The sequence below is a fragment of the Thermococcus gorgonarius genome (genome assembly GCF_002214385.1).
GTDB lineage: Archaea > Methanobacteriota_B > Thermococci > Thermococcales > Thermococcaceae > Thermococcus > Thermococcus gorgonarius.
In genome coordinates, this window is the sequence record NZ_CP014855.1 from 1,096,382 (window position 1) to 1,116,363 (window position 19,982).

Sequence of the window (19,982 nt, forward strand, 5' to 3'; positions counted from 1 at the left end):
ATGGTGGAAGTCAGGATTGAAAACCTCGTTAAGACCTTCGGAGAGACCGTTGCACTCAAGGGCATAAACCTTCACATAAAGCACGGGGAGCTCTTCACGCTCCTCGGACCGAGCGGCTGCGGAAAATCAACGACCCTCAGGTCGATAGCTGGCCTTGAATACCCGGACAGCGGGCACATCTACTTCGGAGACGAGGATGTCACATATCTGCCCCCCAGCAAGAGGGGTGCAGTCCTCGTCTTTCAGAACTACGCCCTCTGGCCCCACATGACGGTATTTGACAACGTCGCCTACGGGCTTAAGATTAGGAAGGTCCCGAAGGCTGAGATAGAGAAGAAGGTCAAGTGGGCCCTTGAGCTGGTCAAGCTCCAGGGGTTCGAGGACCGTTACCCGACCCAGCTGAGCGGTGGTCAGCAGCAGCGTGTGGCCATAGCTAGGGCTCTCGTTGTTGAGCCGAGGGTTCTCCTCCTCGACGAGCCGCTCAGCAATCTCGACGCAAAGCTAAGGCTCGAGATGCGCTCGGAGATAAGGCGCATACAGCGCGAGCTCGGAATTACCGTCATCTACGTTACCCACGACCAGGAGGAGGCAATGGCCATAAGCGACAGGATAGCGGTCATGAACGTCGGAACGGTGGAGCAGGTAGGTACCCCCAAGGAGATATACGAGACGCCCAAGACCGAGTTCGTTGCCAGCTTCATGGGCAAGACCAACGTCATCCCGGCCAAGGTAGTGGAAAGGAATGGGGATAGGGTCACCGTTGAGTTTGAAGACATAAGGATTGACGGTCTCCACTACACAGAGAAGAGCGACAATGTGGTCGTGGTGATCAGGCCGGAGAGGATAAAGCTCAAACCCGTTGAAAACGCTGTCTCGTTCACCGGGACGGTTGACCTCATTGAGTACTACGGATTCTTCATAGAGGTCGTCGGCCTCTTCGGAGACACCAGGATCATCGCCAGAACCATAAGTGACAGGGAGATCTCGCACCTCAAGCCACTCCAGGAGGTCACGTTCTACGTCGACAGGGATGACATCATAGTCCTTCCGAGGCAGCAGCTTTAAGCTCGCTTTTCTATTCCCTTTGGGTGCCATGGGGAGCTCCTGAATACGCTCCAGGATGGGAAAGCCTACCAGGTTCTGCTCATAACCCATCCAACCTTCTCTTAAGCTGTGCCGATTTCTATATGATGGAGATAGAGATAGGTGTAACAAGGCTTCGGGTAGCAGCTAGAAGAGGGTTCGATGAGGTTGTCAAAAGGTTGCGGAAGCACATACTCGCAAATTGCTGAAGGTATTCTTACCTCGGAGGAAAGTCATAGCTCACAGAGGTCATTCTCAAAATAGCGACCAATCCTTTTAACACTCAAGTTGGTCCACCAAAAGAAGACTTATAACCTTCTCTTTTAAATTCATCCTGGTGATACCATGCTTGGGAGAAGAGCCTTGGTCTTCCTTCTGGTACTGATGGCAATAGCAGCAGCTTTTGCAGTTCCTCAAACCAGCGTCCAGGCCGCTAGCAATGTTGTGGTCCCGGGCCAGATAGTGCTTGACCCTCTTCCGGGAACACCGGCAGTAGGCCTCCCGGGCGATATAATCGAGGTTCATCCGGCTGAGGGCGTTAACATTCAGTCCCTCCAGATCGTATCGATACTCCACGGTCCCTACGACCTCCAGATCGTCGGAACCGAAGACGGTGTGGTCAAGGCCAAGATACCCGATGAGACGGTTCCAGACGTCTACTTCCTCGTCGTTAAGAGCGACAAGGGCGATGTAACTATTCCCAACGGGGTCTGGGTTATGGAGAAGGCCCCCACAGTACTCAGAATAGCCCACGGAAGCGACCTCCATGTCACAAGCGGATTCAAGATGGGCTTCGTGTGTGGGGACTACTTCCAGAAGAGCATCCCGGAGATACTCAACTACTGCAAGAACCCCATAGGAATGCACAGCTACACCGCCGCAGAGAGCTTCATGACGTACTACGCTATGACTGGCATTAGGGGTCAGAACGTTATAAACCTCATAATCAGTACGGGCGACGACGTGGACACCAGCGGTGACCAGGAAGGATACAAAATGTTCGACAAGGCGATCCTGCATGCCACGGCCGCAGGGACGCCCTTGATAAGCATAAAGGGTAACCATGACCATCCACCAACCTACTACAGCAAGTATGTCGGCCCCAGATACTTCTACAGGGTCATTGGGGACTTCCTTATCATAGGTCTGGACAGCAGGGGTGAAGAGAGACATCCAGAAATGGAGCAGCTCCAGTGGATGGAGGACGTTCTCAAGAGCCACCCGAACAAGACCGTCATCGTCCTCGTCCACCACCCGTTCTGGTACAGTACCCCCGATGGAAACTGGGGCGGAACTATAAAGGGCTACACCGCCTTTGACGATAACGACTGGAATGCCCTCACCAAGTTCGTCAGCTGGGACTGGGAGGGAAGGAACGGCGAGTACGACGACATAGCGAGGTACTTCCTCCAGATGGTTGAGAAGTACAACATCAGGCTCGTCCTTGCCGGCCACATTCACAGAGACAAACCGGTTTTGTACATAGATAAGAATGGTAACGAGCACTGGTTCTGGACCGTTACAACAACTGGCGCCCCGGACAAGACCAGCAACCCGCCGAGCGAAAAGGACAAGGCAAGGGGATACACCACACCGAGCTGGTATGGATCACAGGTCATCTACGTGTACTCCAACGGCACCGTTGAGTTCCCGCTCGCTGGAAACGTTCTCCACGAGGGCATAAGCTCCCTGCCTGTACCACAGAAGTTCGTAGTCTTCAGGCAGGAGGGACTGGAGGGCACGGCTGTCCAGTTCTTCAACGAGCTCAACGAGAGCGTCAGCGGCCCGCTTGTCATAAAGATACCCGCGGGCGCCAGTGTTGACCCGGAGAGCACGAACATAACGTACGAAGTTGTCGCCGAGAGGGAAATAGGCGGGGAGAACTACATGCTGCTGAACGTCACGATCCCCAGGGGGATCAGCCAGATAACCGCCGTCACAAAGAAGGACACCAAACCGCCGGAGGTCTCAATAGGGTACATTACCCCGAGTAAGCCCCAACCGGGCCAGAGGTTCTCGGTTTACATAAGCGCCAACGACAACGTCGGCATAAAAACTATGAAGGTCCAGATAATCGTCGGCGGAAAGGTTGTGAAAGAGCTTCCTGCCTTCTCCGTTAAGCCATCTGAGGTCAAAGCGACTTACTTCACTGAAGTAGATGGCGTCAACGCAACCACGTTCACCATAAAAGCCATCGCAACGGACTTCTACGGTAACACCAAGGAGGCAACCTATCAGGTGGGCACAGCCGCCACAACCAAGTCTACAGCTGAGACTTCAAACAATGAAGGAAAAGGGATCTGCGGGCCAGCCGCTATCGTTGCCCTCGCCGCAGTTCCCGCCCTCTTCCTGCGGAGGAAGTGAAGCCCTTCCTTCCTTTTCTTTCTCCCCCGTTGCGTATCGTCCTGGCCTCCTCAATCTCCCTCTTCAGGACTTTTGCTTCTTCCTCCACATTCCTGAACCTGAAGACCCTCGCTATCCTCTCTATTGCCTCAAGCTTCCTGACTATGCCGTCGAGCCACGTGAAGACGTCGCCGGGATAGACTATCAGGCCATAGACCTTCCTGAAGTGCTCGGCTATTTGAGTGGGATGCTTCCCGCTCCGTCTCAGCTCGATTATCAGGTTGCTCACCTTTTCCATCGCGTACTCGGTGCAGTCGTCTTCACCGCACATAAAGAAGTCCTGGTAGATGGTGAAAAGCCTCTCCGCCGCGTTGGGGCTTAGTTCGGGGATAACTCTGTCAAGCTCCTCAAGTATGGATGCAAAGCTCGAAGAGAAGACGTTGGCGCTTATCCTCCCCCTTACTGCCCCTTCAAGCTCCCTCTGAAGTGTTCCGCTCAGATAGAGGTTCTCAAAGGGCAGAAGCTTCACCGCTATCCACCGGGCGGGCTTTTTCCCGAGGCTGATCCTTATGAACTCGGCCTCCTTTGGCAGGAGAAAGCTCATGCTCACGGCCCTTCCATAGGGGGTTACCTCGACGAAGGGCCTCTTCAGCCTTACAAGCCCGAACTCCTCAAGTTTTTCCAGAACTTTTTCAGCGCTCTGGTTCGCCCCAAGACATCTGGCCTGAACTTCCTCGATGACCTCAAGCCTGTTGAAGACGCAGGAATGGGCAAGAACGTTGTCCTGTTCAAGTTCATCGCTCCACTCAACGGTTACCGGCTCTATCGGAGCCGTCAAAAGCTTAAACGCCACTTCATCCTCCGCCCCCTCCATCTGGGCAGAATACTTCCTCCCGGGCTCGACTATGAGGTAGACCTTTCCCTTCTCATGGTAGAGTGGCCTTCCGGCCCTTCCAAGCATCTGGTGGAACTCCCTAACGCTGAGCCACTTGTTGCCCATCGCGAGGCTCTCGAATATGACCTGAGATGCAGGGAAATCAACTCCAGCTCCGAGAGCCGCAGTCGTAACAACGACGTCAAGTCTCTGGGCCAGAAACTCCATCTCCGTGAGTTTTCTCTGCTTATAGGGCAGACCCGAGTGATAGGGCTTCGCTTTGAGGCCTTTGCTCGTGAGGTAGGCTGAGAGTTCGTGGGTTCTCTTCCTTGAGAACGTGAAGACTATGGTCTGGCCTTTGTAGCCCTGCTTCGACTTTCTCATTGCCTCCGCTTTGCAGAGGTTCGCTACGTGCCTCCACTTCTCACTCTCGTTTCTCGCTATTATCACGTGCCTCTCGAGATCAACGGGCCTCTCGTCGTAGAGGACCAGTTTTAACCCGAGTTCCTTGGCCAGTTCCTCCGGATTCCCAACGGTTGCGCTCAGACCTATAAACTGGGCGTGAGGATAGAGTTTTCTCAGCCTCGCGATGAGGCCATCTAGACGGGGCCCGCGCTCCTCGTCGTCCAGCGTGTGGATCTCATCTATGATAACCGTTCCGACGTTTCCTATCTTTCTCCCAGCTCTGAGCAGGTAGTCTATTCCCTCATAGGTTCCGACGATTATGTCTGCATCAATGTCGGTATCAACAACCACAAGCTCATCCTTCGTCTTTATCCTGCTCATGCCAACGCGTATGGCCACCCTGAGGCCGAGTTTGGAATACCTTCTCTTGAAGTCCTCGTACTTCTGGTTTGCGAGGGCCACCAGCGGCACCAGGAAGAGCATCTTTTTTCCTTCCATCGCCTTCGGGATTCCCGCGAGCTCGCCGATGAGCGTCTTACCGCTGGCAGTGGCGGAAACCACCAACAGGTTTTCGCCGTCAAGGAGGCCGTTCTTCACGGCCAAGCTCTGAACCGGAAGGAGTTCGTTTACGCCCTCCCCCTTCAGGACTTCCTTAAACCTCTCAGGGAGGGGTAGCTCATCGACCTTAAGCCTCTCAACCTTAACGTGCTTTGCCTTGAGCTCGTCCCACTTGGTAATCTCTGGATGCTTCGTCGGGTCAAAGCGCGGGTCGAAAGCGTATAGGACTTTGTCGAGGTCTCTAAACCTCTCCAAAAGCTTTTTAGCCTGGTCGAACATAGCTATGCTGTTGAAGCGGAAGCGGAGTTCTCTCTTGAGCTCGTCCTCGGCACAGCGCTCGCAGATGTACTCGTTGCGGTACTTAATCCTGTTGCCCTCTGTCAAAACCGTAATCTTGTCCTCAAGTAGGCAGAGGCGACACAGCTCGGCCTTCTCGACGTTCTTGTTCTGGAGCCTCCTTTTGAAGTAGTCCTCCCACTCGTCGGCGTTTACAAGCACTATCCTGGCCTGGCGGAGGAGTTTCTCTATCTCCTTTGGGTTCCGGTATTGGCTCCCCTCAAGAACCTTGAAGAGTCTTCCCTCGCGCATTATGAAGCGGTAAACTCTGTCAGCCTTAAGCCCCTGCATCTGGGAAAGCTTTTCGGACTCTTTCTCAATGAAGAAGGCCTCAAGCTCGTTCTTCTTTCTCCCTGGTCTCACAACGAAGAGCATTCACCCACCCTCCCACCGTTGAAGGTAGGAAAAGCTTATAAACGCACCTCTCAAAGTGGCGTTAGGTTTAGTGAGTTAAGGTCATAAGAGGTGATAATGATGGCTATCTGGCAGGGAAGATCACTTAAAAAGCCTTCAGGTGGAAGGATTGTCCTCGCTAGGAAGAAGAGGAAGAGGGAGCTCGGTAGAGAGCCGGCTAACACCAGGGTTGCCGAAGAAAAGGAGAAGAGGAAGATAATCAGAACCTACGGTGGCAACAGGAAAGTCCGCCTTATTGAGGCCCTCTACGCCAACGTCTTCGAGGGCGGAAAGGGTAAGAAGGTTAAGATCCTCAACGTCGTCGAGAACCCGGCCAACAGGCAGTACGCGAGAAGAAACATCATCACCAAGGGAGCCATAATAGAGACCGAGATAGGAAAGGCCATCGTAACCAGCAGACCGGGTCAGGACGGCGTTGTTAACGCAGTTCTCATCAAGGAGGAGAACGCCTGATTTTTCTTAACTTTTGAGTTCTCTTCTCAATTCAATTCAGCCCCGTGGCTTTTTATTTGCGGTTAGCGGGATAAAAAGCAAAATGTTAAAGGATTTAGAGCCTGCACCTTCCGTCAAAAAACGATGGCCTCTGGTAGGTCTTTCTCACAACCGGAAAGTCCTCACGGTAGTGGCTTCCCCTGCTCTCCTCTCTGGCAAAGGCACATTCCAAAACTCCTCTAGCCAAAAGTTTGAGCCTTGGATCAGCTTCCACAGACTCGAGCTTTTTAATGCCCTCTTTCAGCCTTCTGCCACTTCTAACGATCCCAGCATGATCCCAGAGGATTTCCCTCAGGGATTCAACGTCTCCAGCCTCGTAGCCGTGGTAGGGGACATCCCTGACTTCCCTAACGCGCGGCCTCTCCCTGGCAATCGTTCTGGCTATTTCCAGGCCGGAAACCACGCACTCAAGAAGGGAGTTACTGGCCAGCCTGTTTGCACCGTGAAAACCGTTACTGGCGGCTTCGCCTATTGCATAGAGGTTCTTTATGTTGGTTCTGTACCACAAATCCGTGGCCATCCCTCCTATTGTGTAATGAGCAATGGGTGAAACGGGGATTAAGTCCCTTGATGGATCAAGCCCTTCCTTAACCAGAAAAGCGTAAACCTGAGGGAACTTCCTCTTGAAGCTGGTTATGCTCCTCGCATCAAGGAAGACGCGTTTTCCTTCGAGCGTTTTCAGGTATATAGCCCTGGCAACAATATCCCTGGTTGAGAGTTCGTTCACGAAGCGTTCCCCGTCTTCGGTCACCAGCTTCGCACCGGCACCGCGGACTGCCTCGCTTATGAGCTTAACGCCGTTCTTCCCAATGAAACCAGTCGGATGAAACTGAACGAACTCAAGATCCCTTGCAAGGGCCCCCTTCATAATCGCGTCCCCAATAAGAAAGCCCAAGTTGAGTGGCGACCCCGCCGTGTACTTGAATAAACTGGTGAAACCCCCCGTTGCTATAACGGTCGCGTCAAACTTCATAAATTCTCCGTCAACGAAAACACCATAGGCTCTTTTGTGCTTAACGGCAAGTTCCTCAGCCCAGCCTTTGACGAAGTTAATTCCCGACTCCTTTGCGTGAAGGTAGAGGGTTTTCATCATGTGCTTTCCGGTCTCGTTCTTTATCGTGAACACCCTCGGAAAGGAGTGACCGCCTTCAGTTTCGTTCTCCTCAAACTTCAGGCCGAGTGAGAGAAAGAAATCATAAACCTCGGGGGATTTTGAAATGACGTTCCAGACCACTTCCTCGTCGTTGAGGTATTTTCCGGCTCGCATTGTGTCAGAGACGTGAAGGCCGGGAGAATCGCCCTCCAAGATGGACAGCGCTATTCCAGCCTGAGCCAGGTAAGAGTTCGTAGACTTTATCCCGGAATGAATTACAGTGACTTCATAACCTCTATTAGAGAGAACCAAGGCAGCAGTTAAGCCGGCTATTCCACCCCCGATTATACCGACTGAAACCATCGAACCACCGTTCACGAGTCAGGAGAACACCTTAAAAATTTGCCTCGGTGATGCGAAGTTGGATTTACAAACGTAAAGCTTATAAACAAATGAATACAGTTGTGCACGGTGATTACATGAAGAGAAAAATCGCAATAGTCCTGTCCTACGCCGCACCCGTAATCTTGGTTGTGGGTCTGCTCCTGATGCAGTGAGTATCCAAGGATATTTGCCGGATGTTCAAAAATTCCCGTTTCTCTGTTTAATTTTCTGTCGGATTTGCAACGATACTTCCGAAAAAGTCAAATACCCAAAGACTCACTTCACTGCGGTGATGTCCATGAAAGGTAACGGAAGAATGTTAGAGAACATAAGAGGAAAAGCCAGAAGGGGGGAGGGAGAAACCGTACGGAAGTGAAAGGGAGGGGATACTGTTTGAGGTACTGAAAGAAGGTCTGTTCTGGGCCGCATGGGGCCGCCCTTCTGAAGTGATGCCGTTTTTGAGGGGAAAACTTTTAAACAACGGTTATAACGACAAGGCCAAGCAGGAACTCCAGTGGCTTCTTAACCAGCTTGAGGCCTACTACAACTACGTCGCAAGCAAAAACAGCGTTGAGGAAAAACATCTGCAGGCAATGAAGTCCTTCTACAGGGAAATCCTTACGGTTTTGTCCCTTGACAGGGCTTAGCTTTTTAACTCCACTTTTCTACTCTTTTCGGGATGATGTGGGAAGTTTCGCCTGAGCGGTGATGAGACTCGCATGGGCTGACCACCATATTCTTTTTTAAGTACACTCCGTTTTCCAAAAAGGGAAGAGGTATGGAAAGAGAACTCTCAAGGTTCATTAACCGCCTCAAGGAACTGGTCGAGCTCGAGCGAAAGGCCGAGATAGAAGCCATGAGGGCAGAGATGAAACGCCTGTCCGGAAGAGAACGTGAGAAAGTTGGAAGGGCCATTCTGGGCCTGAACGGTAAAATCATTGGCGAGGAACTGAGCTATTTTCTGATTAGATACGGGCGTGAGAAGGAAATAAAGACCGAAATAAGCGTTGGCGACCTGGTTGTGGTAAGCAAAAGGGATCCCCTTAAGAGCGATTTGGTCGGGACGGTTGTAGAAAAGGGAAAGAGGTTTATTACGGTCGCCCTCGAATCCGTTCCAGAGTGGGCCCTTAAAGGAGTAAGGCTAGACCTCTACGCCAACGACATAACCTTCAAGCGCTGGATCGAAAACCTGAACAACCTCCACGATAGCGGGAGAATGGCACTAGAATTTTATTTAGGCTTAAGTGAACCGGAAGAGGGTGAAAAAGTTGATTTCACGCCCTATGACAAAAGCCTTAATGCAAGCCAGAGGAAGGCCATAGCCGGGGCTTTGGGCAGTTCTGACTTCTTCCTGATCCACGGCCCCTTCGGCACAGGGAAGACAAGAACACTGGCTGAACTCATAAGGCAGGAGGTTAAGAGGGGGAACAAAGTTCTCGCAACGGCCGAAAGCAACGTGGCAGTTGACAACCTCGTTGAAAGACTTGCCGATTCCGGCTTGAATATAGTGAGGGTCGGTCATCCGAGCAGGGTTTCAAAGCAACTCCACGAGACAACCCTAGCTTACAAAATAACCCAGCACGAGCTCTACGGCGAGCTGAGGGAACTGAGGATCATCCATCAGAACCTTAAGGAGAAGAGGGACACCTTCACGAAACCCAGCCCAAAATACCGAAGGGGGCTAAGTGACAGGGAAATTCTCAGGCTGGCATCCAGGGGAATTGGAACGAGGGGTATCCCAGCAAGGATCGTCAGGGAGATGGCCGAGTGGATAAAGCTGAACGAACAGGTGAAGAAAACTCTCGATGACGCAATAAAGCTGGAGGAAAGAATAGCTAGAGAGATAATAAAAGAGGCGGACGTTGTTTTGACAACGAACTCATCTTCGGGCCTCGATGTGGTTAGCTACGGAGATTTTGATGTCGCTGTGATAGACGAAGCCACACAGGCAACTATTCCAAGCGTCCTCATACCAATCAATCGTGCGAAACGTTTCATACTTGCCGGGGACCACAAACAGCTGCCACCAACCATACTGAGTGAAAGGGCCAAGGAACTTTCAAAAACGCTGTTTGAGGGACTTATAGAACGCTATCCCAAAAAGTCAGAGATGCTCACGATTCAGTACCGTATGAACGAGAAGTTGATGGAGTTTCCAAGCAGGGAATTCTACTCCGGGAAGGTCAAAGCGGCCGAGAGCGTGAGGAACATAACGCTCGCAGACCTTGGAGTTAAAAGTCAAACCCAAGAGAAGCCCTGGAGCGAAGTGCTCGACCCCGAGAACGTTTTAGTCTTCGTTGATACTTCCGAAAGAGAAGATCGTTTCGAGAAACAGAGAAAAGGCAGCGACAGCAGAGAGAACCCATTGGAGGCCAAAATAGTCGCCGAAATAGTCAAGCGCCTATTCGGGATTGGTCTGAAGCCAGAGTTCGTTGGTGTAATAACCCCCTACGACGATCAGAGAGACTTGCTAAGCACACTTCTTCCAGAGGATGTTGAAGTCAAGACCGTGGATGGATACCAGGGACGAGAGAAGGAAGCAATAGTGATCTCCTTTGTCCGTTCTAATCCTCGGGGAGAACTGGGTTTCCTTACCGACTTAAGGAGGCTGAACGTCTCGCTAACTAGGGCCAAGAGAAAGTTAATAGCCGTGGGTGACGCCTCAACCCTGAGTTCACATCCCACATACCGCAGGTTCCTGGAATTTGTCAGCAAGGAGGGGGTATTAGTGAGAGTGCAATAATAACATCCAACAATCTTCAAACCGAGGAAATCTCAAACACCTTCCCAAGCTTGGAGTTAAAACAAAATCCAAAATAAGGTTAAAACATCTAGAATTGTGGCATAACGTCGGTATTGAGCCAATTAAAGCCTGTAGAAAGTAAGAACATTGGAAATATTACAAAACAGGTAACGAACCCTCGAAAGGTTTATATCTAATGATGCCTAAAAATCAATAAATTGTTAAAAAAAGGCATAGGACATAGGGTAGAATTACAAATTGAAGTAGGTGGTTGTGATGACGCCATACAATGTACCCCGTGTTAAGTCCGGTATTCCGGGCCTGGATGATCTCATTCAAGGAGGATTTCCTGAGGGCACCACTATTCTAGTCACTGGGCCAACCGGTACAGGGAAAACAACGTTCGGAATTCAGTTTGTTTATAAAGGTGCCGAGCTGTACAATGAACCCGGTGTTATAGTCACTCTTGAGGAGCGAGCAAGCGACCTAAGAAGGGAAATGAGAAGCTTTGGGTGGGACCTCCGGAAGTACGAGGAGGAGGGGAAGATAGCTATTGTTGATGGAGTAAGCTCGGTAGTTGGACTCCCCAGTGAGGAGAAATTCGTACTAGAAGATAGTCTCAACGTTGAGGGCTTCTTAAGGTATATCTATCGCGTTGTTAAGGCAATAAACGCCAAGAGGGTGGTTATAGATTCAGTACCCTCGATAGCAATAAGGCTCAGGGAAGAGAAAAACATCAGGGAAATCCTGCTCAGACTTAACACAATACTCTTAGAGATGGGCGTTACAACAATCCTCACGACTGAGGCGGAGGATCCAAAGAGGGACAAGCTCAGCAGGTATGGTGTAGAAGAGTTCGTGGCAAGGGGTGTTATTCTCCTTGACCTCGTTGAGAAGGACGTCGAGCTTAAGAGATACATTCTCATAAGGAAGATGAGGGAAACCAAGCACTCCATGAAGAAATATCCCTTTGAGATAACAGAGGAGGGCGTAGTTGTATATCCAAGCGGCGAGATATACTGAGGTGATTCATTTGTCCATGGGCAGAATAGAAACGGGCATAATAGATGGCCTTATACAAAACGGAATTCCTGCAGGGAGTGTAGTTCTGATCCTTGGTGATCCCAAATCGGGTAAAACTACCTTCCAGATGCAATTCCTCTACAATCAGGTCATGCTCCATGGCATGCCCGGCCTTGCAATACTTGTGGACATGCCAAAGAGGGAGTTTCTTTCAATATCCAGAACATTCGGCTGGGATTTTTCCTCGGTATTGGACGAAGGGCTCTTTTTAGTGGACGCGTACTCCCACAGGATAAAGAGTGCCCCCAAGTTCTCATTTTCAGAGGATGTAATAATAGACGCCTCCAATCCCTTTGAGATAACGAAGTTCATCAGTGACATGACAAAGGGACTTGTTGCAGGAGGGCACAGTGGTCAGCTGGTTGGCATAATAACCTCCCTGACTCCACTTTTCTTCGAGAGCGATATAGTTGACATATACAAGTTCCTTGAGGAGCTGAAAGACATTGCCCATCGCTACAACCAAGTCTGGCTGGTAGAGATCAACAGTGGAATTGAGCGGCCTCAGGTGGAGAACACAGTAAAAGCCATCGTCGACGGCATAGTGGAACTCAGGATGTTCGAGGAAGGAAGAATACTCAGGAGGTATCTACGGGTGTATGGAATGAGGAGGACATCGCATTCCCTCGCATGGGTTCCGTACGAGATAACGCCGACGGGGATAATACTTCGCGGATGATAGTTTTTAATCCCCTACAGTAAAATTTTTAAGGGTTCCTGCCCGGAATACTTTGATGTTGGATAAAAGATACCTTACATTAGTGGTAGTGACGGCGATCTTAGCGTCCCTCATTCTCCTTCAAGGGGAAAAGCCCAGTGGAGAGAGCTTCATAGGGGTCTGCGTCAAGAGTTATGACTCATTTTCTGTTCTCTTCGATGGGAACCGCACCGTTCTTATCGATAGAAATCTCGATGAAGGAAAGCTCTACCTTCTCCGGGGAAGGCTTAGAAATTCAGAGAACAGGCTCTGGATGGATGTTTCAGAGGTTAAAGCCCTAGAAGTTCTTCCCAGGTGGCTTCAGAGGGTAAAAGGTTCGTACTGGGTTAGAAACGGAAACCCATACCTCATAGCTCCCGAGTGGATAAAGCTCTCAAAGCCCTTAGCCATAGAAAAAGGAAGCATCGTCGAAGTTAGCGGGATCTTTTACAACGGAGTTTTCCATCCTGTAAAAATCCAGAATTCAAAACAACCAACGAAGGAACTAAAAAGCGGTTTTCCCGCAGAAATTCGGGGTGTTGTGCTTTCGGTATCGTCCCCAGCAGTCCTCTGGAACGGGACTACAAAAATATATCTGTACCTTCCGTACGGTACGAAACTAAAGCTTGGCGAGATGGTTAAAGTCCTGGGAATAGTCAAAATTACTTCCAGAATAAACGTCTACGTAGATTCAAAGGAGGACGTTAACCACTTAGGCTACCCAAATCCAGTAGGGATAAACGGATCAAAGACAGGCGACCTTGTTAGAGGTATATGTAAAGTTACTAAGCCCATGAAAAGCGGTCTAAGGCTGAACTGTACAGAGTTAAGGCTTCTCGGCTTCAGTGCCAGGACAGGGGATGAGACAGAAATCCTGGCCCTCAACACGGGATCGACACTCAAATGCATCGACTGCAGGATTTCAAGACCTCGGGAGAGCCTGCCAAACAGCTTATGCTCATTTAGGGAAGGGGAAACGGCAAAGATACGCGGCAGGGTTTCATGGGTGAGGAGGTATTCAAACGGCTTTTCCCTAGCCAACATAACCTCTGAATCCTGCTGGGTTCTGCTCAAGCTTCCAAAGTCCCTCGGCGTTGATGTGAACACCAGAGAAGTCGTTACCGCGTACGGAACCTTCGTTACATACAGGGGAATGCCTGCCCTACAGCCGTGGTCGGGTGATGATGTTTGCTCGGGGAACTGTTAGAGGGAACTCTCCTTGGGATCTTCACCGGGATTACCCCCGGAATCCACGTCAATACTCTGGCCAAACTAAGTGGTTCGTTCTTTTTTCTGCTGGCAATGGGACTCACCCACACGTTCATCGATGCCTTTCCCTCAGCATTTTTAGGAGTTCCCGACGAGGAAACAGCCTTCTCAGTCCTTCCAGCTCACAGGATGATCCTTAGAGGAAAGGGAAATCTGTTGATAGAACTAGCCCTGTGGAGCAGTTTTCTTGCGGTTGTAGTGTCCATCATCCTTTGGAAGCCGTACACCCTGCTGGCGGAACTTTATAGGCCAAGGATCGGAAAGTACCTCGTCTTTTTGATCGCGGTGTTTCTAATATTATCCGCCGGCAGGAAAGCACCAAAGGCACTACTGATTTTTGTTCTATCGGGAATACTGGGTTATACAGCCCTGGAAAGGCTGTTTCTGAATGAACCGTACTATCATCTCTTCACGGGCCTGTTTGGAGTGCCAATTTTAATGAGTTCATTCCGGGAGAAGGCACCTCCTCAAGGAAAAGGAGAAAGACTTGAACTAAAGGGTATCCTCGGCCCCGTGGTGCTGGGTTCTATCTTGGGAATGTTTTCCTCACTTATCCCGGCCCTTACTGCCTCCATAGCTGCCTCAATGGTCGTCCCCTTGCTTAAAAAAGAGAGGGATTTTCTCTCGGTGGTATATTCCGTTAATACCTCGAACTTTTTGTTTGGAGTATTCAATTACATGGCCACTGGCAGGGAAAGAAACGGTGTCGTTGTGGCAATGGCCAATTCCAACTCAGCCGTTCCAGACTACATCAGCGTTGCAATGGCAACTCTCTTTGTTGGAAGCCTTGCACTTCTCATCGGACTTCCAATAGGACAGGCGTTTATGAAGGCCGTTGGCAGAATCCCGTACAAACCGCTGAACAGGACGATTCTCGCGGCCCTCTTGGGGCTCTCCTGGTATTTCGACGGGATCATCGGCCTCTGGGTTCTTCTCACAGCCTCTGGAATAGGCTATCTAGCGGGTCTTTTAAAAGTCAGGAGAACCAACTGCATGGGCGTACTCATAGTCCCCATACTGGCGGGATGAAAGAAGAGAAAAGGAAATCAAGCCGACTTCTCCTTTAAAATCTTCTGGAACTCGGAATAGTCGGTAACTATCTTCTTGCCATCGAGGGTTTCAAAATAGACCTTCTTAATTCTAATCTTTTTGGCATCCGTATACTTCATCTCAGGCGGGTCGTAAGAACCGGGCTCGACCACTTCGTCCTCAATAACGTACGTCTTAAGTTCTGGCTGACCGACGTACTTCCAAACCTCGTAGAACACCTCGGGATCGAGGTGGATCTCCCCCTCAAGTTCAATCCAGTCGGCCCCAATGTCCTCCAGAAACTCCTTAACTACCTCAAAGTGCATAGAACCACCCCTGGGGGTATTACACTCCAAAAGTTAAATACCTATCGCTGGACAACCTTGAACACGTTAAATCAGCACCCACAGCTTGCTGAATTTCCAATCCAAACAACCTTTTAAACCCCGGAAATCAAGGCCCACTGGTGGTAACTATGGCGAGGGTAATCGTTGACGCTCAAGCGGCGAGGGCTATAGGCAAAGGCGCGATGATAGTCTTCAAAAAGGGAGTTGTGAGAACTGAAGGTGACTTTGAACCGGGTGATATCGTTGAAGTCTACACTAGAGGGGGCAAGTTCCTTGGGAGGGGCTTCGTCAACCCCAACTCTAACATAATGGTCAGGCTAGTTACCAAGGACAGGGAGACCGAGATAAACAAGGACCTCTTCCGCGAAAGAATCAGGAAGGCCAACGAGTACAGGAAGAAGGTTCTTGGCTACGATAAAGCTTACCGCATGGTCTATGGCGAGGCTGATTACCTGCCAGGCCTGATAGTTGACCGCTTCAACGAGATAGCATCGCTCCAGATTTCAAGCGTTGGGATGGAGAGGTTCAAGCTCGACGTTGCGGAGGCAATAATGGAGGTTGAACCCGAAATCGAGACCGTCTTCGAGAAGAACACTGGAAGATCTAGGAGGAGGGAAGGTCTACCGGAGATAGAACGCGTCCTCCTAGGAAAGGAGAAGTATCGCACCATAATAGAGGAGGGCAAAGCAAAGTTCATAGTTGACATGCGCGGGCAGAAGACCGGCTTCTTCCTCGATCAGAGGGAGAATAGAATCGCTTTGGAGAAGTACGTCAAGCCGGGAATGCGCGTTCTGGACGTTTTCACGTATACGGGCGGTTTCGCTATCCATGCAGCCGTTGCAGGGGCTGATGAAGTCGTCGCGGTGGACAAGTCACCCTGGGCCATCAACATGGTCAAGGAAAACGCAAAACTGAACGGCGTCGAGGACAAGATGAAGTACATAGTTGGTTCAGCCTTCCCGGTCATGGAAGAGATGATAAAGAAGGGCGAGAAGTTCGATATAGTAATCCTCGATCCCCCCGCATTCGTCCAGCACGAGAAGGACCTCAAGCGCGGATTAAGGGCCTACTTCAACGTGAACTACGCCGGCCTTCAGCTCGTCAAGGAGGGGGGAATACTCGTGACAGCTTCCTGCTCCCAGCACGTTGACATGCAGACCTTCAAGGACATGGTCATTGCCGCGGCCGCTAAGGCCGGAAAGTTCCTCAAGATGCTCGAGCCTTACAGGACACAGGCCCCGGACCACCCGATACTGATGGCCTCAAAGGACACGGAATACCTGAAGGCGCTCTTCCTCTATGTTGAGGATATGAAGTGAGCAAAAGCTCCTTTTCCTTTTAGCATTTGGAGAAATCATTGGTGGAAACAAAAGCTATTTGTACACATTCTCGCGCTTTCCAAACTTGATTATCAGGATAAGAAGTTTCTTTCTCTGGAGTTCATAGATAACTCGATAGTCGCCCAACCTAACCCTGAATGTGTTTTCCCTTCCCCTAAGCTTTTTGACGTCGAACTTTTCGGAGGGAATGGGGTTAAACCTAAGCTCTTCGGCCAGCTCCCTAAATTTTTCACGCACGCTTTCGGGAGCATCCTTGAGCTTCTTCAGAACGTCCCTGTGAACGAGAACCTCGTAAGCCATTGGGGGCACCTCAAAGGCCCAGTTCCTTTTTAGCTTCTTCCCAGGGGACTCCGTTCTTCAGGGTTTCTTTGGAAAGTCTCTCAAGCTCCTCGAGTTCCTCTTCGCTTACTTCCTCCTCCTCGAGCTCACCAATCTTTAACTTGAGCAGCTCTTCCTCTATCTCATCCAGTTTTTTCCTCATGAGCTGAATATCACGGAGTATTAGGGAAATGTTAATGCTCTCTCCCATTAAACCACCCAACCAAAATTGGGTTTTCAAAACTTAAACCTTGCGAGCCTTTCAAGGGCATCCCTCGATTGGTTCATCTTAACCCCGGCAGAAAAGCATTTTAGTGTGGTACGCGTAACCCCCATAGAATACGGTGAGACCATCTTTGATACCCTTACAGCGGAGAAGCACGCAAAATACTCCTCGCAAGTGAACTCCTTTGAGCCCTACACAGGCCGCATCACCATTGAAGTCACGAGAGAAGGACTAATGAACCTCTTATAACAACATGAAGCCATATCCGCTTCACAAGCCAATAGAAATGCTAAAAAACAGAAATATGAAAGTCCTTGAGGTTTATACGGATATTCCGGATCAAAAACACGGGTTGTTTTCATCCGGACTAATAATCGTTGCGGGAAAGAATGGCCACGGGACGATGAGGAGAAAGCACCTCCTCTGAGACCGGCGTGAGTGCTGAGACGCCCACGGTCTGAGTCCCTAAAGCACTAAAATCAGGCTGTGCCTCCACCGGGTTCCGGCCTTGAAGCGGACATCCCTTACTGCGTAGCCCAGTTCCTTTCCCTTTTCCGTTATTGCCCTTATCAGCGGCTCCTTGTCGGGGAGGAAGAGTGCCACCTTTCCACCAGGCTTCAAATAGTCAAGCGCCTCCTCTATCAACCTCACCGAGAATCCTTCGCCATATTTGCCTCCTCCAACGCCTTCCCTTTCCGTTAAAACGCCCCTTGTAGGTACCTCATAGTAGGGCGGGGCGGAGAAGATAACGTCAAACCTCTTACCTTCTGGAACCACTCCGAGGATTATTCCTCCGTCACTCTTGATGAGCCTCACCTTCGCACGGTTCATTTCAATGTTTCTCTTGGCATACTCAAAAAACTCATCATCGAGCTCGGTCGCGGTAACCTTGCAGTTGAATATCTTTTCCGCCATAAGGGCCATTAAGGCAGTGTGCCCGGTTCCAATCTCTAAGACCTTCTCCCCTCCCCGGAGGAACGTCTTGAGGAACAGGTAGCGGGAAACAGGGGTCGTGACGAGGCCCCTTGGATGATACTCAATATCGAGTCCAAAGAGGGCTTTGGCTACAGTCCTGTTGTAGAGTATTCTCGCTTCCCTGTTCGAGAAGTCGAGCTTTCCACGGTCGTCGAGGTATTTTTCAAGCTCGGGGAAGAGCTTGATGACCTCCCTAATCGGCAGTCCAAGCTTTCCGTCCTTCCAGAGTGGCATGGAAAAGGTTGGGAGAGAAATTTAAAAGCTCACCCCTTCGGATTCACCAGTCTGCCCATGAAGAGCCATTGTGAAAAACGAAGCACGCGGAAAAGAAAAGCTCACAGAAGTGCCAAAGCAGCCATCACCTTGGCATCTTCCACCATGTTGTCAATCTTCGCGTACTCGTTGGGCTGGTGGGCCATCTCATCGATGGTCGCCCAGACGACGGCGGGAATGCCGAGCTTCCTGAAGAATGCTGCGAAAGTTCCACCGCCTATTCCCCCGACTTTAGCATCTTTGCCCCTTAGTCTCTTGATTGCCTCCTTGAGGAGCCTAACGATCTCACTGTCTGGATCAGTTGGAGCAGGGGCGTCCAGCCTCTGGAGAACCTCAACGTCTATCTCCGGAAGGATTTTCCCATCGATCTCTTTCTTATATTTCTCCGTTACTTCTTTGGCGAGCCTTTCAACGTCTCCGAGGATTTCGTCGAGGCTGTAGTCGGGCAGAACCCTGCAGTCGAAGACCACCTCGTGCTCTCCGGGCGCTATGTTCGGACTATCTGCCGGATTCTTGACCATGGTAGGTTCAAAGGTGCTCTCAGGCGGCTCGAATAGCTCGTCTCTCTTGGAATACTTCTCGTGCAGGAACCCGTCAAGATGATAGGCGAGGTCGAGCGCTACTCGGTGGGCGTTGAGGCCCTTATCGGGCATGCTCGCGTGAACCTGCTTCCCCCTGACCTTGAGCTTGAACCAGAGTATGCTCTTCTCCGCTACCTCAATGAAGGTTCCATCCTCGTTTCCTCCATCGGGAACTAAAACGAGGTCATCCTTCCTAAAGAGCTCTGGGTGGTTCTTTATCAGCCACTCGACGCCGTAGTGACTTCCAGTTTCCTCGTCGCTGACGAAGGCCAGGATTAGGGTTCTCTTCGGCCTTATCCCGAGGTTCATCATGGCTTTAACGGCATAAAGGGAAGCGACGAGGCTCTGGCCGTTGTCCTCGCTTCCCCTGCCATAGACCTTTTCGTCCTTTATGAGGGGCTTAAACGGCTCGGTAACCGTCCACTTGCTCAAATCCCCCGGCGGAACCACGTCGAGATGCGTTAGAATCCACAGCCTATCGCTCTCCTCACCTTTTTCGCCGTAGTAGTAGGCCAAGATGCTCGGCCTGACGCCGTTCTTGGCCCTTTCGTCAGGGGCATTGTAGACTTCCACCTTGTCGAAGGGCCAGTCCCTGATTATCTCGAGGAGCTTCTGGGCCTTGTCGTATTCGCCCTCTCCGCCATAGTCGGGACTTATAGCGGGGATGCTGATCAGTTCAACGAGCGTTCTCACCATGTCGTCCCGGAGGTTTTCGATCTCCTGAGTGACCCTCTCAAGGGTTTCGTTCATTTCAATCACCACCTAGAATATATCGCCAGCCCTTTTAAACTCAACCAGATACCTTTTCCTCAGCTCTAAAAGAAACGTCACTAGGCGCTCGTAGAGGGGCTCAACTTCCTCCCCGAAGCGCGCCTTCAGAGCCTTTCCTATCTCCCCGATGGTTCTTCTGCCATCGCAGAGCTCCCAGATGTATGCCCCTATTTCGTCGAGCTCTATCCTCCTGTAGTCTCCGTGAAGCTTTCTAGCCAAGAAGTCGAGCTTCGACTCCATGGGGACGAGGAGGTAGTATTTTCCCTCGATCTTCCTGAGTTGAACTTTCTCGTTGCGCGCTGGGACAAGGTTAAGATACTCCTCCACACCCTTTCCCCCGTAGATTGC

General features: G+C 50.7%; 20 protein-coding genes. 12 read left to right on the forward strand and 8 right to left on the reverse strand.

The window, feature by feature from the left end:
- A complete protein-coding gene (locus A3K92_RS06170) occupies positions 1 to 1,065 on the forward strand; it encodes an ABC transporter ATP-binding protein (protein ID WP_088885430.1) in 1,065 nt (354 codons plus the stop codon).
- A gap of 363 nt (positions 1,066 to 1,428) precedes the next feature.
- On the forward strand, positions 1,429 to 3,447 hold the full coding sequence (locus A3K92_RS06175; protein WP_088885431.1) for a metallophosphoesterase: 2,019 nt from the start codon (positions 1,429 to 1,431) through the stop codon (positions 3,445 to 3,447).
- On the opposite strand, the gene A3K92_RS06180 is transcribed toward A3K92_RS06175, so the two are convergent.
- Positions 3,398 to 5,974: a DEAD/DEAH box helicase gene (locus A3K92_RS06180; protein ID WP_088885432.1), complete on the reverse strand. Its 2,577-nt coding sequence runs from the start codon at positions 5,972 to 5,974 to the stop codon at positions 3,398 to 3,400. The genes A3K92_RS06175 and A3K92_RS06180 overlap by 50 nt on opposite strands.
- 99 nt (positions 5,975 to 6,073) lie before the next feature.
- Between A3K92_RS06180 and A3K92_RS06185 the strand changes: the two genes are divergently transcribed.
- The gene (locus tag A3K92_RS06185) at positions 6,074 to 6,466 is read left to right on the forward strand and encodes a 30S ribosomal protein S8e (RefSeq protein WP_088885433.1); all 393 of its coding nucleotides are present in this window, start codon (positions 6,074 to 6,076) and stop codon (positions 6,464 to 6,466) included.
- A gap of 94 nt (positions 6,467 to 6,560) precedes the next feature.
- Here A3K92_RS06185 and A3K92_RS06190 read toward each other — a convergent pair whose 3' ends face one another.
- Positions 6,561 to 7,961 carry an L-aspartate oxidase gene (locus A3K92_RS06190; RefSeq protein WP_088885434.1) on the reverse strand — a complete coding sequence of 467 codons (1,401 nt, stop codon included), beginning with the start codon at positions 7,959 to 7,961 and terminating at the stop codon, positions 6,561 to 6,563.
- 470 nt (positions 7,962 to 8,431) lie between these two features.
- On the opposite strand from A3K92_RS06190, the gene A3K92_RS06195 reads away from it, so the two are divergent.
- The 6 genes from A3K92_RS06195 (at position 8,432) to A3K92_RS06225 (ending at position 14,803) form a co-directional block, all read left to right on the forward strand.
- Entirely contained in the window at positions 8,432 to 8,629 is a 198-nt protein-coding gene (locus tag A3K92_RS06195; RefSeq protein WP_232460840.1) for a hypothetical protein, read from the forward strand.
- Between the two features lie 131 nt (positions 8,630 to 8,760).
- Positions 8,761 to 10,725 carry an IGHMBP2 family helicase gene (locus tag A3K92_RS06205; RefSeq protein WP_088885436.1) on the forward strand — a complete coding sequence of 655 codons (1,965 nt, stop codon included), beginning with the start codon at positions 8,761 to 8,763 and terminating at the stop codon, positions 10,723 to 10,725.
- 276 nt (positions 10,726 to 11,001) lie between these two features.
- Positions 11,002 to 11,748, forward strand: coding sequence for an ATPase domain-containing protein (locus tag A3K92_RS06210; RefSeq protein ID WP_088885437.1), 747 nt, complete (start codon positions 11,002 to 11,004; stop codon positions 11,746 to 11,748).
- Positions 11,749 to 11,764: 16 nt separating this feature from the next.
- Positions 11,765 to 12,487, forward strand: coding sequence for an RAD55 family ATPase (locus A3K92_RS06215; RefSeq protein ID WP_088885438.1), 723 nt, complete (start codon positions 11,765 to 11,767; stop codon positions 12,485 to 12,487).
- Between the two features lie 55 nt (positions 12,488 to 12,542).
- The gene (locus A3K92_RS06220) at positions 12,543 to 13,712 is read left to right on the forward strand and encodes a hypothetical protein (RefSeq protein ID WP_088885439.1); all 1,170 of its coding nucleotides are present in this window, start codon (positions 12,543 to 12,545) and stop codon (positions 13,710 to 13,712) included.
- Positions 13,694 to 14,803, forward strand: coding sequence for a tripartite tricarboxylate transporter permease (locus tag A3K92_RS06225; RefSeq protein ID WP_088885440.1), 1,110 nt, complete (start codon positions 13,694 to 13,696; stop codon positions 14,801 to 14,803). Before A3K92_RS06220 ends, A3K92_RS06225 begins: the two co-directional genes overlap by 19 nt.
- Before the next feature lie 17 nt (positions 14,804 to 14,820).
- On the opposite strand, the gene A3K92_RS06230 is transcribed toward A3K92_RS06225, so the two are convergent.
- Entirely contained in the window at positions 14,821 to 15,129 is a 309-nt protein-coding gene (locus A3K92_RS06230) for a DUF5748 family protein (RefSeq protein ID WP_088885441.1), read from the reverse strand.
- A 149-nt stretch (positions 15,130 to 15,278) separates the two neighbouring features.
- Between A3K92_RS06230 and A3K92_RS06235 the strand changes: the two genes are divergently transcribed.
- Entirely contained in the window at positions 15,279 to 16,469 is a 1,191-nt protein-coding gene (locus A3K92_RS06235; RefSeq protein ID WP_088885442.1) for a class I SAM-dependent rRNA methyltransferase, read from the forward strand.
- Between the two features lie 54 nt (positions 16,470 to 16,523).
- Here the strand turns inward: A3K92_RS06235 and A3K92_RS06240 are convergent, their stop codons facing one another.
- Positions 16,524 to 16,790 carry a type II toxin-antitoxin system RelE family toxin gene (locus A3K92_RS06240; RefSeq protein WP_088885443.1) on the reverse strand — a complete coding sequence of 89 codons (267 nt, stop codon included), beginning with the start codon at positions 16,788 to 16,790 and terminating at the stop codon, positions 16,524 to 16,526.
- A 10-nt stretch (positions 16,791 to 16,800) separates the two neighbouring features.
- On the reverse strand, positions 16,801 to 17,019 hold the full coding sequence (locus A3K92_RS06245; RefSeq protein WP_088885444.1) for a hypothetical protein: 219 nt from the start codon (positions 17,017 to 17,019) through the stop codon (positions 16,801 to 16,803).
- 105 nt (positions 17,020 to 17,124) lie between these two features.
- Between A3K92_RS06245 and A3K92_RS09415 the strand changes: the two genes are divergently transcribed.
- On the forward strand, positions 17,125 to 17,283 hold the full coding sequence (locus A3K92_RS09415) for a hypothetical protein (RefSeq protein WP_157722433.1): 159 nt from the start codon (positions 17,125 to 17,127) through the stop codon (positions 17,281 to 17,283).
- A gap of 55 nt (positions 17,284 to 17,338) precedes the next feature.
- Entirely contained in the window at positions 17,339 to 17,461 is a 123-nt protein-coding gene (locus A3K92_RS09675) for a hypothetical protein (protein WP_257789292.1), read from the forward strand.
- 38 nt (positions 17,462 to 17,499) lie between these two features.
- Here A3K92_RS09675 and A3K92_RS06250 read toward each other — a convergent pair whose 3' ends face one another.
- From A3K92_RS06250 to A3K92_RS06260, 3 genes are all read right to left on the reverse strand, one after another.
- The gene (locus tag A3K92_RS06250; RefSeq protein ID WP_088885445.1) at positions 17,500 to 18,243 is read right to left on the reverse strand and encodes an RlmF-related methyltransferase; all 744 of its coding nucleotides are present in this window, start codon (positions 18,241 to 18,243) and stop codon (positions 17,500 to 17,502) included.
- Positions 18,244 to 18,344: 101 nt separating this feature from the next.
- Positions 18,345 to 19,613, reverse strand: coding sequence for a M20 family metallo-hydrolase (locus A3K92_RS06255; protein ID WP_088885446.1), 1,269 nt, complete (start codon positions 19,611 to 19,613; stop codon positions 18,345 to 18,347).
- A 12-nt stretch (positions 19,614 to 19,625) separates the two neighbouring features.
- Entirely contained in the window at positions 19,626 to 19,961 is a 336-nt protein-coding gene (locus tag A3K92_RS06260; protein ID WP_088885447.1) for a PqqD family protein, read from the reverse strand.
- Positions 19,962 to 19,982 lie beyond the last annotated feature (21 nt).